Source organism: Acinetobacter seifertii (assembly GCF_000368065.1).
GTDB classification, from domain to species: Bacteria; Pseudomonadota; Gammaproteobacteria; order Pseudomonadales; family Moraxellaceae; genus Acinetobacter; species Acinetobacter seifertii.
In genome coordinates this window covers 2,347,183-2,363,194 of the sequence record NZ_KB851200.1, presented here as the reverse complement: position 1 = coordinate 2,363,194, position 16,012 = coordinate 2,347,183, and the positions used below count along the sequence as shown (strand labels likewise).

The window sequence follows — 16,012 nt, the reverse complement described above, 5'->3', positions numbered from 1 at the left end:
ATTAATCTTCTATATGTTGAGGCTCTATGACTGAATCAATATTTTGCCTTTCTGGTTGCTGATTACCTATAAGTGTTTCTGATACTAATGCACCTGAACAGTCGATAGGATAGGTATCAAAAGGACAATTAAAGATCCAGTATTTACGAAATCCTATTAAGTATGCTGAAGCAGGGTAAGCAGAAGGTTCACTATCTTGAGGACATAAAATATCTAATATGAACTGAGTCATTGCTGCTGAAAGAGCGGTTACATCCGCATCTGATGCAATATAAACCTGATCTGGTGTTTCAAAACCGTAGTTACTGGCTTTTCCCTCTGGAATCGGTTCTTGCTTACTTAATACACCATGAATATGATTGCGGATTTCTAATGGTGGAGCATCAAGGATTGGTCGACTTCGAGCCATCATTGCTCCACCACCTCCACCAAATATTTCGCCCCATACTATTGAAATATGTTTTCTTTTTGCTATTGCAGCTAAAGTTACAAATGTATGAGCATTTGCTGTTGCATCAATAATCAAATTGCATGAGCTAATTTCATTAACTATTTGTACATTTAACAAAGGATTTTCTTGCCCTCCAATTCGCATATCATAAGATTTAATACGCATTTCAGTTGAAATACGTTTTAAGGCACGCTCAACTGCATAGGTTTTGGAGAATCCCACGTCTAACCAATTAAGTTCATTACGTACAATATTATGAGGAGCAAAGATATCATCATCCACTAAGCAAAAATCTGAACAACCTGATCTTGCTAGTGAAATTGCAATTTTACTTCCTAAAGAACCAAGACCTATGATTGCAATTTTTGTGTTATGTATATCACTGAATTCCATTGGTAATCTTTGGTTTTTATCATTAAAGAGGTCAATCTCTTCGAATTTTATAAATAATGAGGAGGCTTTGTTAACATAAAAAAAGTCCATATTACCCAGTAAATCATAGATTAAAATAACCTTTGATGAGTCTCCAAGTGTTTCTTCATTGCAGCATGAGGCATTTAAAAATATTTCAAGTGAAGAAATATCAGTCACAGAACCTTTAATGAGGTGGCAGCTATCTGTACGTATTGCCCAACCAGATATTTCATTTAGTTCATTCGCAAATGAAGCAGGTATGTCAGATAGGGGTTCGTTCTGAATTTGAGTTACTACGAATACAGCAGTTTCTTTAATTAATGAGATAGCAGCTTTAATTTCGGTTCTTTCAGCCTCCACTTCATTCAAGGTCTGTTTCAAGATCGGTGTACATAACAGTCTATTGGAGTGTTTTCTAATTTTTTGCCCAACAGTCTCTGAATGACGGGATTGTACAGGCTCAACATCAGGAGCTAGATCACTCAGAACTTCATTTAATAAGAGAAGTTGAGCGCTTTGTATTAGTCTTACTCCTTTAATATTATGGTGCCAATTATCGGGCCCATATTCTAGACATAATACTCCTGAACCTCCGTACTGATGAGAACTCCATCTTTCACCATGTTGTTGTGGCTGTATATGTGCTGGTACATCAGGAAATAGTTCTGGATAGACGAGGATGCCTAGGAAAACTTTAGTGCCTATTTTAAGTTCGAACTTTAAATGTACTTCGTTAGTATCTGTTGATATCCACTCCTGAATGGAAAATTTTTCATCTAAATGTTCTAAATCTTTTAGTAAATGTTGTTCTTCAAGCATTCGCGCTGAGAAATTAGGAAGAACAGTCATTATGCAAAACCTCCTGGTTTATTTGGATAAATAGGAGTAGAGGGAAATGTCAGTCCCAAGCCAAGAGCGGGGCGAATTAAAGAGTCGGCTATACCAGCGGAGTTGGTGCTTCTTTGTGATGCAGAACGAGGAAAGCGACTACCTAGAACCTGACGCCATAATGTTAATGCTTTATCATTATCCGTTTCATTTAATGCATTTCGTGCAATACTTGCTTGTTCTTTTATTTTTTCATGGAAGGTCTTGAACTCATCTGTTGTAACTGTAGAAAATACATTACTTTCAGGTACACCAGGGTCTTCCAAATGTGGAACTAAATTTAATGATGCATAGCCGTTATATGTCGTACTGATAGTTTCTAAAAGATGGACAAATAACTTTTCGTAATTGGACTCACTATAGTCCATATATTCAGCAACCAAGCACTCTAATATAAACCCTTTAGGGCGTCTTAATTCTGACAGATGCTCACGACGCCACCATTTGAAAAGTTTAACGAGAGGTTTAAATTTTCCATTAGTTTTTTTATTTACATCAATTGTCCATTGAGTGTGTGCAGGAGGGTTGGTAACTAGCCACTCTTCAAGATGAACATCTGGAATCAGTAAACTATCCCCATCAACAATAATAGGTACAACGTCCATATCTGCTTTTTGAAGTTGAACATTGACCGAACGACGGTTCATGGTCAGGTTCGAATAACCTATATCTTTCAAAGCTTGATGAACTGCGTCTAATACCACTTTAGGTTCATCATCTTTTGTATGGTTAGTTACAGCAATAATGTCGATATCCGGTCTCTGGGTTTCACCACCTATTGTAGTGGGACGTACAGCCGTATTTCTTTTGTAAGAGCCAGATAGGTATGTTGTAACATGAACTTGGCTAAATTCATTGTGTTCTTTTAAAGCATCTCGAAGAGTGTTATGAGCACTAGAGCAATTAGTAACTGTGGTTGTAGAAGGCTCAATGTCAGAAAGAAGATCTAAGAATTGTTGCTGAGTCGTCATGATTATTACAGCCTCTACTTAAAATTATAGCTAGAAAGAGAAATTCACATATATTGTGCTATGTTTTAAGATTAAACACAATATATAGTGTTTTTTTGGTGTTTTTTTTGAGTGGAAAGAATTTATGTGTTTGTAATAATGATGGTGGTAATGCTCTTATTATTAAGAGTAGCTAATCTCAGTAATATTTAGAGAGCCGAGAAATTACCTTAGAATATTTAATTCATATTGTAAAAAGTCTATGTCATGATTTTTTGGTTATTAAATTTTAATTAATATTGGTGGAGCTATACGAGTTAGAGGTTCAATGCCTGAGACATGTTTTAGTGAATTTATAGATGATTAAGAACCATAGGTAGATACCATTTTGGGTACTTACCTATCTTTTTTTAGGGGATATGTACCCAAAATAGAACTAACCTTTTACTAAAACATGAACAATGTGGAGGTTGTTTCTGTGGTTTAAGTGTCAATGCTAAGAGCTTCTTCTATGAAGGTAATAATAGAAATATCTAATACGCTTAGCCAATCGCCCAATTCCAAAATATCTAGTCTACGGTCTAGGTTTTCAACTTTGGCAACATAAGATTGAGGCTTTTTCAAAGATGCAGCGAGCTCTACCTGAGTTATTTTTTTTAACTCACGTATATAAATAAGTTCTTGTATTAGCCTTTTGTAGCGAGGATCGTGTATTGAGCTCATGGCTCAAGATGTTGTACTATTAATACAAATATCCCCAAATGGGATATTTTTTTATTCTTGGTGGTAGGCTTTGGAAAATATTTTTGAATATCAGTCTATTAAGGGTTATTGGGGTGCTTTCTTATCATCTTCACCTTTTAAATCTTTGACATTTAAAGAGATTAAAGAGAGTTTTTTATATGCTTATCCTCAATTTAGGGAAAAATCACTTAATAACAAAATCTATCGAGCATTTAGAGCCCTAGCGGCTGAAGGTCATGTGATTATTGATAGTGGGGGGTATCCATATAGATATACTTGTCTTATGTATTGTGTGGTGTATGAACTTAAAGGACACTCATAATAAATCACCTATTACATCCGACAGATGTTGCCCTTTAAGACGTTGAATCAATCGTGCATTCATTCCTAATGAAATCGGTTTTTCCACATCTAAAAGTGGATGATCTCCAATAAATAACATTTCTGACATTTCATAGTCGAAATGTACTTTAATGAATTCATAAATTTGCTGCTCAGGCTTTATTGATCCAACCTCATAACTAAAAACAACAACATCAAATAAACTAGGCAGAAGTGTTTTAAGTTGTTCACCATAAGGCATTGCTAAATTGGAACAAAGCGCAATTTTAAAACCATGTTTTTTTAAAGTTTGTAGCGTAGGTATCGTATCTTCATAGAGTTCAATCATATTTAACTCAAATTGAAGATCATCATTGATTTCATTTAAAAGCTGTTTAGGAATCACTTGTCCAAAATGGATAGCTAATTGTGGAATATCAAGAGCTTTTGACATGATGATAGTTGCATCGTTAGGGCTTGGTTTTCTCCCATTATCTTTTAGCCATTTCATTAATTTACGATATGGAGATCGGCTTGTACCAATTTTTACAATCGTACCGAAAGCATCAAATATTACTACTTTAGGATCATTCTTCATGCCATTTCAAAATCTAAGTTTCTGACTATTCTAGTTTAATATCATTTCTTTATAGAAACACATCCATTAGCGCCAAATCCTGTCGCAACACTTTTATTTTTCATAGCTTTTCTTCTTCAAATCTAACAGAATATGCTCAAAGAAATTTGAGAGTCATCTACGTGATTACAGGCGAAATTAAAAGCAAAATTGACCAAATTTGGAATGCATTTTGGAGTGGTGGTATTTCCAATCCTTTAGAAGTCATGGAGCAAATGACTTATTTGCTGTTTATTCGCCGCCTTGATGAAATTCAGATTACCAAAGAAAAGAAAGCCAACCGTTTAAAAAAAGAAGTTGAGCAGCCAATTTTCACCGCAGAGCAAGATCATTTACGTTGGTCGAAGTTCATTACTTTGGGTGATGCTGCAACGCTATATAACACCGTTGCCAATGAAGTCTTTCCTTTCATTAAAAACTTAGGTGCAGAAGACGAAACCACCTATAGTCATCACATGAAGGATGCTCGTTTTACCATTCCTACACCTGCGCTTTTAACCAAGGTGGTGGATTTAGTTGCCGATGTGCCGATGGATGATAAAGATACTAAGGGCGATATATACGAATATATGCTTGGCAAAATTGCATCAGCAGGTCAAAACGGTCAATTCCGTACTCCTCGTCATATCATTAAAATGATTGTGGAGCTGATGCAGCCTAAACCAACGGATACCATTTGTGACCCTGCATGTGGTACAGCAGGCTTTTTGGTGGCAGCAAGCGAATATTTAAACGATCATCACGGTACTGAGATTTTTGCCAATCCTGAAGCAGCAAAACGTTTTAGTGAAGAAACTTTCTTTGGTTATGACTTTGACAGCACTATGCTTCGTATTGGTTCGATGAACATGATGCTGCATGGTGTTGAAAATCCACGTATTGAAAACCGTGATTCGTTAAGTGAAGCGCATTCACATATTACTGAAAAATACAGTCTGATTCTTGCCAATCCTCCTTTTGCAGGTAGTTTGGACAATGAAAGCTGTGCCAAGAATATTCAGGCAGTCGTAAAGACTAAAAAGACTGAATTGCTATTTTTGGCATTGTTCTTACGTTTGTTAAAAACTGGTGGTCGTGCTGCGGTGATTGTGCCTGATGGCGTGTTATTTGGTTCATCGAAAGCGCATAAAGATTTGCGTCAAAAGATTGTGGAAGAACAAAAACTAGAAGCGATTATTTCGATGCCGTCTGGGGTATTTAAGCCGTATGCTGGCGTGTCGACTGCAATTATGATTTTCACTAAAACCATGTCGGGCGGTACGGACAAAGTTTGGTTTTATGATATGCAGGCGGATGGTTATTCGCTAGATGATAAGCGTAACGAGCTAGATGCATCTAAGCATGAAAATAACAACATTCCTGACATTATTGCTCGTTTTAAAAACCTAGAAGCTGAAAGCACTCGTAAAGCCACAGAGCAAAGCTTTATGGTGGATAAAGCCGATATTGCTGCCAATGGTTATGACTTGTCGATTAACCGTTATAAGGAAGTGGTGTATGAACAAGTGGAATATGAAGCACCAAGTAAGATTTTGGCGGATTTAGAAGTGCTTGAGCAGGATATTTTAAAAGGAATGGCTACGCTTAAGGAGCTTTTAAATTGAAAGCTAACTTAGTTGCGATTAAAGATTGTGTTGTAAAAGCTAAAACTTGGAATCCTGTTGTAGAAGCAAAAGATGAAACTATTACATATATTGATATTGCAGCAGTTGATAAAGATTTAAAAAAAATTGTAGAACCAACACTATGCTTAAGTGCAGAAGCTCCTTCACGAGCAAGACAGCTTGTTCAAACAAATGATGTGTTGGTTTCAACTGTACGTCCAAATTTGAATAGTGTAGCTGTTGTTACGGAAGAATTTAGTGGAGCGACTGCTTCTACAGGATATACGGTTTTACGCCCTTTACCTGAAGTTTTAGATACTCAGTATTTATTCCATTGGGTGAAAACGGGTCATTTTATTAACGAGATGATTAAATTAGCTACAGGACAAAGTTATCCTGCTGTTTCTGATAAGATTATTCTTAATTCTAAAATCCCACTCCCACCACTTGCAGAACAACGCCGAATTGCTTCTATTTTAGATCAAGCGGATGAGCTACGCCAAAAACGTCAGCAAGCGATTGAAAAGTTAGATCAGCTTTTACAAGCCACCTTTATTGATATGTTTGGCGATCCTGTTAGTAATCCTAAAGGATGGGATTTGGTTAACCTCGAATCACTTCTGGCTAAAAAGTTAATAAGTGGAGCCTATTTCCCAAAAGAAACATATGTAAATTTTGGGGGAACCCCAATGGTACATATGGGCGATGTCTTTTATGGCGTTGTTAAACCCGATAATTTAAAACAAGTTAATATTAGTAATGAAGAAATTGAAAAGTATAAGATCACGAATAAAGATCTCTTAATTGCTCGACGTTCATTAACTTATGATGGGGCTGCAAAAGCATGTCTTGTTGAATGTTCTAATCAGGACATGATTTTTGAATCATCATTAATTAGATTAAGTCCTAATCTTGTAAAAGTTTTGCCTGAATTTCTTTTTCATTATTTAAATAATAACGATGTTAGAAACAAATTCATCATTCCTTACATTACAAAATCTACTATTTCAGGGATTAATCAAGCAAATTTGAATAAAGTCACAGTGTTACTCCCACCTTTGGCTAAACAAGAAAAATTTATAGATATTTGTGATAAATTTAAACAACTTGGAAAAACTCTTACTCATGATTTAAACAAACTAGATGAATTGTTTAAATCATTACAAAACCAAGCATTTAACGGCACTTTATAAAATTTAATTAAAAATATGAGGGAGTATATACATGAGCAACTTTCAGTTTTTAGAACCTGAATTTAAAAGCTTGGCAGCTACGGCTAAAGAAGCCGAAAAGCTCGTGTATATTTCCCCACAATTTGCCCTTGCTGCGGCTCGTACATCACTTGAAAACCTTGTGCTGTGGCTGTATCAATACGATAAAAAACTCACTCAGCCTTATGATGCTTCACTGCATAACTTACTCAACGACCTCAAATTTAAAGACCTGATTCCGCCCTATATTTGGGACAAAATGGACAACATTCGCATGGTCGGCAACAGTGCCGTACATGGGAAAAAGTTCAAGCAACTCACCACCGAAGAAACCGTAAAACACATCAGCCATTTATTCCTGATGTATGTCTGGTTTGAGCGTAACTATGGCTCACCCTCAAAAGACCGCTCTCAGTCTATTTTATTTAACCCAAAACTAATACCAAATGCTGACAATACTCAGCAAATCACCGCCAACAAAGAACAACTGCAAAAAGAAAAAGAAGCTAAAGAAAAACAGTTTGCTGAACAACATAAAGCTTTACGGGAACGTGAACAAAAACTATTTGAACTGTCCGCAAGTTTAGAAGAGCGTGAAAAATTACTTGCAAATATAGATGCTGAACTTGCACAAAAACGTGCTGATGTTGAACAAGCCAAAATTGCCAACAGCAAAATCGAAGACCATACCGACTATAAAGAAGACGAAACCCGAAAACTTAAAATTGACCTCATGCTTGAAGAAGCAGGTTGGGAAATAGGTACATCGGTTCGAGAGGAAGTTGCTGTAACAGGTATGCCTAGCCCATCGGGTAAAGGTGCAGTGGATTATGTGCTGTATGATGCCAATGGCTTGCCTTTGGCTGTGGTTGAGGCAAAACGCACATCGACTGACCCTGATATTGGACAACAACAAGCCAAGCTCTATGCAGACTGTTTAGAGCAACAAACAGGACAACGCCCTGTCATTTTCTATACCAATGGCTACAAAACCCGAATTTGGAATGATGTACAAGGTGGCCCACCACGCTTAGTTCATGGCTTTTATACGCAGGCAGAACTCAAACGTCTGATCGAAAGACGTAAGAACAACCCTGATTTAAGTAGCTTCCCGATCAATGCCGACATTGTCGAGCGTTACTACCAAACTCGTGCCATCAAAGCCATGCTTGCAGCCTATCAGCGTAAAGAACGTGCAGGCTTACTGATTATGGCAACAGGCACAGGTAAAACACGTACTGCGATTGCACTGGTCGATGTGCTAATGAAAGCCAATGTAGTGCAAAAGGCATTATTCCTTGCAGACCGCACTTCATTGGTCAATCAGGCACACAATGCCTTTAAAGCCAATTTAAAAGATGCCTCATTCGTCAATTTACTTGAAGACAAGAACCAAGTCGGTCGAGTCTATTTCTCTACCTATCAAACCATGATCGGCTTAATTGACGAAAAAAATGCGGACGGTACACGACAATTTGGCACAGGTATGTTTGACCTGATTATTATTGATGAAGCACACCGCAGCGTTTATCAAAAATTTGGCGAGATTTTTAAATACTTCGATAGTTTGCTTGTTGGTTTAACCGCAACGCCACGAGATGAAGTAGATCGTGATACATACGCACTGTTTGGCTTGGAAAGCGGTGTTCCGACTGATTACTATGATTTAGATCAAGCCATTGCCGATGGCTATCTTGTGCCACCGAAAGCCTATTCTGTCCCGCTTAAATTTATGCGTGAAGGCGTGAAATATGACGAACTCTCTGAAGAAGAAAAACAACATTGGGATAGCCTAAATTGGGGCGATGAAGATGCACCTGAAGAAGTCTCAGCATCCAAGATTAATAAAGAGCTGTTTAATACAGGTACGATTGATTTAATGCTCAAGCACTTGATGGAAAATGGTATTAAGACCGAAGGTGGAGATCGTTTGGGTAAAACCATTATCTTTGCCGTCAATCAAAAACATGCCCAGTTTATTGCTGATCGCTTCAATGAAAACTATCCGCAATATGATGGGAAATTTGCCCGTGTCATTACCCATGCCACTAAGTATCCACAAAGCTTAATTGATGACTTTAGCAAGAAAGATTTAGCTGAGCCACAGATTGCGATTTCAGTGGATATGCTCGATACAGGGATTGATGTACCTGAAGTGGTCAACTTAGTATTCTTTAAAGCGGTTCGCTCTAAAGTCAAATTTATGCAGATGATCGGGCGTGGTACACGCCTCTGCAAAGAATTGTTTAGCCCTGAAGATGATAAAAAAGAATTTTATATCTTCGATTATTGCTCCAACTTTGAATACTTCAATGAAAATCCAGATGGTGCGCCTGTATCGACCACAGAGCCACTCGGACAACGTTTGTTTAAAGCACGTTTAAATATCCTGAGTTTACTGAATGCAAAGGACGATGACACCGAAGAGCTGAAAGCTGTACAGCAAGATATGCGTCAAAGTTTACAGACTGAAGTGAAGTCCATGAACAATGAGAATTTCATTGTGAAATCTGAACTTGAGCATGTTGAACATTTCAAAAATGATGATGCTTGGAACAACTTAGATGATCTTGCCATCGGTACATTACGAGAACACATTTCTAAATTACCAAACCAACTTGAGCCTGAAACTTTAGAAGCTAAATTGTTTGATATGATTTGCTACAACCTTGAGTTGGCAGTATTGGAAAAGAACAATACAGCGATTCAGAGTTATGCCAATCGAGTGATTGAAATTGCTTCTAAACTGGAAAGCAAAGAAAATATTCCTGTTGTTGCAGAACAGATTGCGCTCATTCAAGACATTCAAACCGTTGAATATTGGAAAGGCATTACCTTGCCAATGCTTGAGGCGATGCGTAAACGTATTCGCGGCTTGGTAAAACTGATTGAAAAATCGACCTCAACTATTGTCTACTCCATGCTTGATGATAAAATTGGAGATATGCAAGCAGTTGATATTCCAGTGGTATCAAGTGGCGTAAATCTAGCCCAGTATCGTAAACGTGTCGAAAGTTTTATTAAAGCCAATGAAAACCATATTACCATCGCAAAGTTAAAGCGTGGTTTAGCACTGACACCGACCGATCTAAGTGAGTTAGAACGCTTTGTTTTTGAAGCGCAAGAAGTTGAAAGCCGAGATAAATTTGAAGAATGCTTTGGAACAGAGAAATCCTTACCTCTCTTCATTCGTTCTCTGGTGGGATTAGAGCGTCAAGCGGTTCAGGAAGCCTTTTCAAAATATTTGCAAGGTTCAAGCTATAACGAGAAACAGATTCGTTTTGTTGAAATGTTAATTGAGCATTTGACACAAAATGGTGTGCTGGATGCTGCACAATTGTATGAACCACCATTTAATCAAATCCACTATGAAGGCATTGATGGTGTTTTTGGTGATGCGGATGCTGACAACATATTTGGGGTTGTTGAAGCGTTTAATGAAGCGGTGGCTTAAATTTTTAAAGGTAAGGAATGCTTGATTACCTTCTTATCCTCTCAAAAAGGTTGTGAAATTATCTAAAATTTTTCCTTGTATGGGAGGGGATTGCTCTATCTAAATCTTCTAAAGATAGACCTCTATTCGTAGCATTTGTTGCCCATACTACAAACTTTTCAGTCAGCAGATTATTTTCATTTTCAAGGCGTTCAATTGTAGCTTCTAGCTTTTCAATTTTTTCTAAAGCTGTTTGTAATCCATGATTGCCAAAACCTTTTGCTATATTTCTATCAGGATTTTCATTCCACCGTCTTTTATCCCAAGCATCTTTGAATTTTGGATGTCTTAATAAAGCAGCTTTTGTATATTTGTGTCCTATATCTAATTCGAGCAATGCTAAATAGCGAGACCAAGTTAATTTTCCAGTCCACCCATCTAGAAGTTTGAGAGCAATTTCTATTCTATCGTTTGTGAGTCTTGGTGCAGTTGCCATACATTATCCTAATTCAAATTAAATGGGAGAAAACAGTTAATTTTTTAATTCTCGTATTGAATATGCAAAACCGACTTTAGTTTGATGTTGTTCTGTTGGGTCAGATAAAGTAAACATCGTATGGCTAGGAATGGATTCATCCTCTAAAAAAGCTTTAATCTTCTTCCAGCGCTCATGTTTGGGTTCGTTTAGCTCAATCCATTTTCGTGCACCTGGATGACCATCTTTTTCTGCTTGTTTGGCATCTAAAAGCGCTTTTGAAAGCAATAGGACTTGTTGATTGGCCTTTGTTAAATGTGCTTCATTACCTTTCATTACTGAAAACTCACTACAATTTCCACAATCCTTATCTTTAGGGCAAGGTGTTAGCGAGTAATCATGTCTACAGATGCCATACTGAGTGATATGAATTGATCCTAGTTCAATTTTTAAAGCCTCGTCGTAATTAATTGGGTTGAGGTGTATAATTTTTTTTATTTTTTTGTCTAAATAGCCAGTTTGGGGGATTTGGGCGACTTTATCTTCTATGTTAGTGTAAGCCTCAATATAAGCATCTTGAGAGATATGGTTGTAAACATCATTTTGTTTAATGCTTTTTCTACCCGACCAAAATGCAATTAGTTCCTGTGGTAGAGCTTTTAATTGTGCCAAAGTATTGAGTAAGTGCCTAAATTGATGAGTAGTGATATACATATCTTTTTTACCATCAGAGGTTTGTAGAAACTTTTCATTCCTTGTGAAAATTGTTTTACCACCTGGATTGCTTCCTAATTGTTTATTAATTTGGTTAATATCAATAGGCTCAGGAACATTGAAAAGAGTGTCGGCAGTAGGGCTTAGTACATTCTTGGGTAATACAAATAATGATTCATGCCAAGACTGTTGTGTTGCACCATTTAATATTGGAAATGTTTGAGGGAGTTTTGAAACGATAAATTTTTCAAGCTCTTCAAAGTAATATAGGTTAACCCAGGAGCTTTCCGGATTAAAAATTCTTCCTTTATCAGTGGTATTTCCTATACTTTTTGAAAAACCATATCTAAAAGCATGACATCCTTTTATAGGGTTTTCTTTTCCTAAAATTTGTGCAACTTCCCAAAGGGTAATAGGTTGATTTCTGAGGTGAGTTAAATGCTCTGGTAGATATAGGCTTCGAGGGTTTTCACTGTACCATTTTGCTGCTATACGTGCAGAAGCCCCAAGTTCTGTTAAATAGTTAATCGAATTTGATGCTATTTCATCCCATTCAGGACTAATGCTAAATTTAGTAATAGGATCACCTCCTTTTAATGGAGTCCATTTTAATCCCATAATTTCTTGCTTTCCTATAGAGGCGAATGTCCTGCAATCTGTAGATAATGTGAGGATTTCAGTTGCTCTATTAGGTGCAAACATGGCTAGTGCTACAAAGGACGTCACGATTTTGTCTGGGATATGGTCACTCGAATGGTGAATGTCTGCGAGTGCTATAATTTCTTGTAAATGTGGAAGTTTAGATTTATTTTGGTTGATATGTTCTTTTTGTGTGCGGTCACTTCTTGTAGGTGCTGTGTACTGGATGCTTGTTGACCAATGATAAATACCTGTATTTAGCTTTTTAGAAATAATAAAGTTATTAATAATGTTCTCTAAGTTTTTAGCAACATTCCAAGGGTCTTTAAATCTTGACAGAAGATAGGCTTCAGCTAAATTTAGAGTTTCAATATTTATTTCGGTTACGCAAATTTCATGGCCTTGCTGATGTAATGCATGTTCCAAGGCTTGGAATGCGTAGATTATACGTTTATATTCTAGTAATTTTTTAACCAGCATAATTTCGCAAAATGCTGCTTTTACAAAATCTATAAGTGGTTTAGAAATGGGAATATCAATGGACGTTTTGTTTTCAGAGTTATCTATATAAGATCTGAAATATACTTTTTTTGATTTGTGATTTTTAATCTTTGTTTTTAAAAAGTTTGTAATGTCCCAAATAGAATCATTCCACTGATTGTCAGGGAATATAAAATTATTTTGATACTTTAAAATATATGCATTTAAATTTTCCTTTGCTTGTAGTTTTGCAGTCTCATTAAAGTTTATAACTTGATGCATTTGTTAAATCTCCTTAATGAGTGACATAATTTCTTTTACTGCTTCAATAGCCTGAGTGCTAATTTCTTTTATTCTTTCTTCTTGTTCTTTAGCTTGGTCATCTAGTAAATGATCTAGAAGGCTACTCCATGGAGCATCAATTAGAGGTTCAAAATAAGGACAAGTCAAACATGAAATAGGGGCATTTTGATAGCATTTGGCTTGAGTACCACAAGAGCCAATATTTTTTCCTGCTAATCGAAAGAAATCGGCAATAGCAGAGTTTTTGAATGTTGCATCATTAAGAGAGGTGATAATTTTTCCTCTGAATGCATGAGCAAAAAAACTCATTTCCTCTGCCAAAGCATCTTGTATTGGTTTCTGCAGCTCAGGTAATGATGCACGATAATATCGAATACAACTTAGAGAACGATGTGTAAGTAATCGAGCAACTTCATGGTCTGAAGCACCATTTGCCAAGGCTCTGGTTGCAAGGGTATATCTAAAGCGATATGCATTGACAGGAATTTTTCCCTCTAATCTCGAAGAGTAGGTATCTAAATTTTCAAAAATTACTTTTATTCTCTTACTAATTTCAGTGGGATTTAAATCAAAAAGGGGGGTGTCTATATTTTTCTGAGTAAATTTGGAAATGTATCTAATAAGACAATCCGCTAATATTGTTGGGGCTTTTCTTAAAAAAAAGCCTTGATCAATTATACCTTCGCCTTTCGCTAATGGCATTTTGATCATGACATCATTTTGAATGATATTTATATCGTTGAATTTTAACCTTGAAAGTTGGACAGGTCTTGCACCTGTTGCAATAAAAAACCATGCCAGCGTGTAATCAAACTGATTTAATTTTTTTTGGCTAAAAGCTAAGTTTAAATTGTTATGCAGGTTTTCAAGTTCTTGTGTCGTAAATACGCCTTTTTCAGGATCATTTACAATCAATTTGAAATAGGCAGGATTTCTTTCCTCCCATTTAACCGTATTTTTTAAAAAATCTATCAGATCTTCTGATATTAAATCTTTGTGCAGTACACTTAACTTTCTTAAAACTGGGATTATGAAAGGTTGATAGCTAGGGTTAACGTTACTTAGTGTTTCTAAGCAATCAATATCTAGGTAGTATTGCTGAGATATATTTGAATTAAACCATTTTTGAAAGGCCCTTGTTGTGGTTGCAACATAAGTTATTGATTTGGTTTGTAACATATCAATAATTAGATTTGATAAGGCGGTGTGTAGTGGATTGTCCTTGTCAAAAATATGTAAGTTCAGTGTGAATTGTTGATTATCATGATTAATTATCTTGTACTTTTTGAAAAGAGGAATGTTTAATAACTGTCCATCCAAAGAAATAATCTGTCGTGCTGGGAAAGAAGGGTTATAAAGATCTAAACTATATTGCACTATTTTATCCTTTGTTTTGAGCAATTGAATTTGCTAGTAATTCACCTAATTCATCAGCCTTTTCTCTGATTGATCGTCTGCTATATCTGCTACTCATTTCAGAAATTGAACTCCAGCCCATTAACCTATTTCTAATTTGTTTCTCTTGCTCTTGGTTTGGCCTTTGATCTGCTGGAAGGCTATCAATGAGCAGACTGAAGTTATCATTCCATGTTCTCCTCATTGTATGAGGTGTAATATATGTTGAAATATCAGCTTGTTTTTGTAGGGTTTTAAAAATTAAATTGATCGCATCATTAGACAGGTGTTGGCCTGTTTCCGTTGTAAATAGATATCCATGTTTTCTATTTTTGAAAGGTATTTTAGTGATATGCCGAGTAATGAATTGATGAAACAATTCGCAGGTATTGGATGAGCATGGAACAGTTCGTTCTTTAGTTTTGGATACACGAATATGGATTTGGCGTGTTCTAAAATCAATATCTTCAATTTTTAAGAATCTAAGCTCACTGCGTCTCATTCCAGTACTTAAAAAAATCTCATAAATTAGTTGATTGCGATGTTTAAGAAAGGTACTTCTAAATGGATTGTTTGGATGGGTAGGTTGAATGATTTCGGTAATAATATTTTGCTCTGATTTGTTAAGGCCCTCTAGTACATCTTGATCACCATTGTTCTTATCTTTGGGTGCAAGTGAGTTGAAGTAGATAAGGTTTTGTTCAAAACTATCAATTGTATCTTTATTAAAGCGGTGCTTAGATCTTTGCAATAAAAACTTAAAATATTGATAAACAGCTTTAATTCGAAAAGCACCCTCTGTCGCAGTCGTCGTGGTTTTTTGGATGGAGGACTCTGTGGGCATATAAATTATATTTTCAATTTTTTTGGCAATTTGTTTTGGGTTTAACGGTTGAGATTCTATTTTTTGTATCAGTAGTTCATTTTGTTTCTTTCTTTTTAATCTTAGAAAAAAAGCTAAATCTTGAAGTTGTTCAATAGTTAAAAACTTAGCATTTAAAATTGCATATTCCAAGTCAATATTATGAATAGTTGCCCACAGGTGGGCCATACCAATACAGTAGAGGTTTTTTTCTGTAGTACTAACTTGACGACCTAAAGTTCGAAACTTTGTCATGGCATAAATATTAGGATGAAATAGAGGGATTCTATTTTCATCTATGAGAACAACCATAGGTTGACCATCACTTGCAATAAAATTCTTTATGCTACGTTTTATCATTAATATATACGTTTTCTAATTATCATCTACCTTGTATTTTATTAAATACAAAAATATACCCCTTGTAAAGAGCTTAAATATAAGATTTACAAGGGGTATATAGGAATATTGTATACTATTTAAAGTATATC

Annotated in this window: 12 protein-coding genes; 4 read left to right on the top strand and 8 right to left on the bottom strand. The window is 36.0% G+C overall.

Annotated features, from left to right (window positions below; genetic code table 11):
• Position 1 precedes the first annotated feature (1 nt).
• The 3 genes from F985_RS18580 to F985_RS18570 all read right to left on the bottom strand — a co-directional run bounded on the left by F985_RS18580 (position 2) and on the right by F985_RS18570 (position 3,426).
• Positions 2-1,714 carry a ThiF family adenylyltransferase gene (locus F985_RS18580; protein WP_004703543.1) on the bottom strand — a complete coding sequence of 571 codons (1,713 nt, stop codon included), beginning with the start codon at positions 1,712-1,714 and terminating at the stop codon, positions 2-4.
• Positions 1,714-2,724, bottom strand: coding sequence for an SMODS domain-containing nucleotidyltransferase (locus F985_RS18575; RefSeq protein WP_004703539.1), 1,011 nt, complete (start codon positions 2,722-2,724; stop codon positions 1,714-1,716). Before F985_RS18575 ends, F985_RS18580 begins: the two co-directional genes overlap by 1 nt.
• Before the next feature lie 462 nt (positions 2,725-3,186).
• Positions 3,187-3,426 (bottom strand): helix-turn-helix domain-containing protein, encoded by a 240-nt coding sequence (locus F985_RS18570; RefSeq protein ID WP_004703538.1) that lies wholly within the window; start codon positions 3,424-3,426, stop codon positions 3,187-3,189.
• A 70-nt stretch (positions 3,427-3,496) separates the two neighbouring features.
• Between F985_RS18570 and F985_RS18565 the strand changes: the two genes are divergently transcribed.
• A complete protein-coding gene (locus F985_RS18565) occupies positions 3,497-3,769 on the top strand; it encodes a hypothetical protein (protein ID WP_004703537.1) in 273 nt (90 codons plus the stop codon).
• On the opposite strand, the gene F985_RS18560 is transcribed toward F985_RS18565, so the two are convergent.
• Entirely contained in the window at positions 3,764-4,366 is a 603-nt protein-coding gene (locus tag F985_RS18560; RefSeq protein ID WP_004703536.1) for an HAD family hydrolase, read from the bottom strand. The genes F985_RS18565 and F985_RS18560 overlap by 6 nt on opposite strands.
• 161 nt (positions 4,367-4,527) lie before the next feature.
• Here F985_RS18560 and F985_RS18555 point away from each other — a divergent pair, with 161 nt between their 5' ends.
• Genes F985_RS18555 through F985_RS18545 form a run of 3 tightly spaced genes read left to right on the top strand, consistent with a single transcriptional unit; the run spans position 4,528 to position 10,674 of the window.
• The gene (locus F985_RS18555; protein ID WP_004703535.1) at positions 4,528-6,009 is read left to right on the top strand and encodes a type I restriction-modification system subunit M; all 1,482 of its coding nucleotides are present in this window, start codon (positions 4,528-4,530) and stop codon (positions 6,007-6,009) included.
• Positions 6,006-7,202: a restriction endonuclease subunit S gene (locus tag F985_RS18550; RefSeq protein WP_004703533.1), complete on the top strand. Its 1,197-nt coding sequence runs from the start codon at positions 6,006-6,008 to the stop codon at positions 7,200-7,202. The genes F985_RS18555 and F985_RS18550 overlap by 4 nt, the downstream gene beginning before the upstream one ends.
• 31 nt (positions 7,203-7,233) lie before the next feature.
• Positions 7,234-10,674, top strand: coding sequence for a DEAD/DEAH box helicase family protein (locus tag F985_RS18545; protein ID WP_004703531.1), 3,441 nt, complete (start codon positions 7,234-7,236; stop codon positions 10,672-10,674).
• Between the two features lie 58 nt (positions 10,675-10,732).
• On the opposite strand, the gene F985_RS18540 is transcribed toward F985_RS18545, so the two are convergent.
• Genes F985_RS18540 through F985_RS18525 form a run of 4 tightly spaced genes read right to left on the bottom strand, consistent with a single transcriptional unit; the run spans position 10,733 to position 15,881 of the window.
• On the bottom strand, positions 10,733-11,149 hold the full coding sequence (locus F985_RS18540) for a hypothetical protein (protein ID WP_004703529.1): 417 nt from the start codon (positions 11,147-11,149) through the stop codon (positions 10,733-10,735).
• Positions 11,150-11,185: 36 nt separating this feature from the next.
• Positions 11,186-13,243 carry a hypothetical protein gene (locus tag F985_RS18535; RefSeq protein ID WP_004703527.1) on the bottom strand — a complete coding sequence of 686 codons (2,058 nt, stop codon included), beginning with the start codon at positions 13,241-13,243 and terminating at the stop codon, positions 11,186-11,188.
• A gap of 3 nt (positions 13,244-13,246) precedes the next feature.
• Positions 13,247-14,641: a site-specific integrase gene (locus F985_RS18530; protein WP_004703526.1), complete on the bottom strand. Its 1,395-nt coding sequence runs from the start codon at positions 14,639-14,641 to the stop codon at positions 13,247-13,249.
• Between the two features lie 4 nt (positions 14,642-14,645).
• A complete protein-coding gene (locus tag F985_RS18525; RefSeq protein ID WP_004703521.1) occupies positions 14,646-15,881 on the bottom strand; it encodes a tyrosine-type recombinase/integrase in 1,236 nt (411 codons plus the stop codon).
• Positions 15,882-16,012 lie beyond the last annotated feature (131 nt).

Bases quoted from the DNA above. Each gene is read 5' to 3' on its own strand.
- F985_RS18580 (WP_004703543.1), bottom strand. From the start codon at position 1,714: ATGACTGTTCTTCCTAATTTCTCAGCGCGAATGCTTGAAGAACAACAT.
- F985_RS18575 (WP_004703539.1), bottom strand. From the start codon at position 2,724: ATGACGACTCAGCAACAATTCTTAGATCTTCTTTCTGACATTGAGCCT.
- F985_RS18570 (WP_004703538.1), bottom strand. From the start codon at position 3,426: ATGAGCTCAATACACGATCCTCGCTACAAAAGGCTAATACAAGAACTT.
- F985_RS18560 (WP_004703536.1), bottom strand. From the start codon at position 4,366: ATGAAGAATGATCCTAAAGTAGTAATATTTGATGCTTTCGGTACGATT.
- F985_RS18545 (WP_004703531.1), top strand. From the start codon at position 7,234: ATGAGCAACTTTCAGTTTTTAGAACCTGAATTTAAAAGCTTGGCAGCT.
- F985_RS18540 (WP_004703529.1), bottom strand. From the start codon at position 11,149: ATGGCAACTGCACCAAGACTCACAAACGATAGAATAGAAATTGCTCTC.
- F985_RS18535 (WP_004703527.1), bottom strand. From the start codon at position 13,243: ATGCATCAAGTTATAAACTTTAATGAGACTGCAAAACTACAAGCAAAG.
- F985_RS18525 (WP_004703521.1), bottom strand. From the start codon at position 15,881: ATGATAAAACGTAGCATAAAGAATTTTATTGCAAGTGATGGTCAACCT.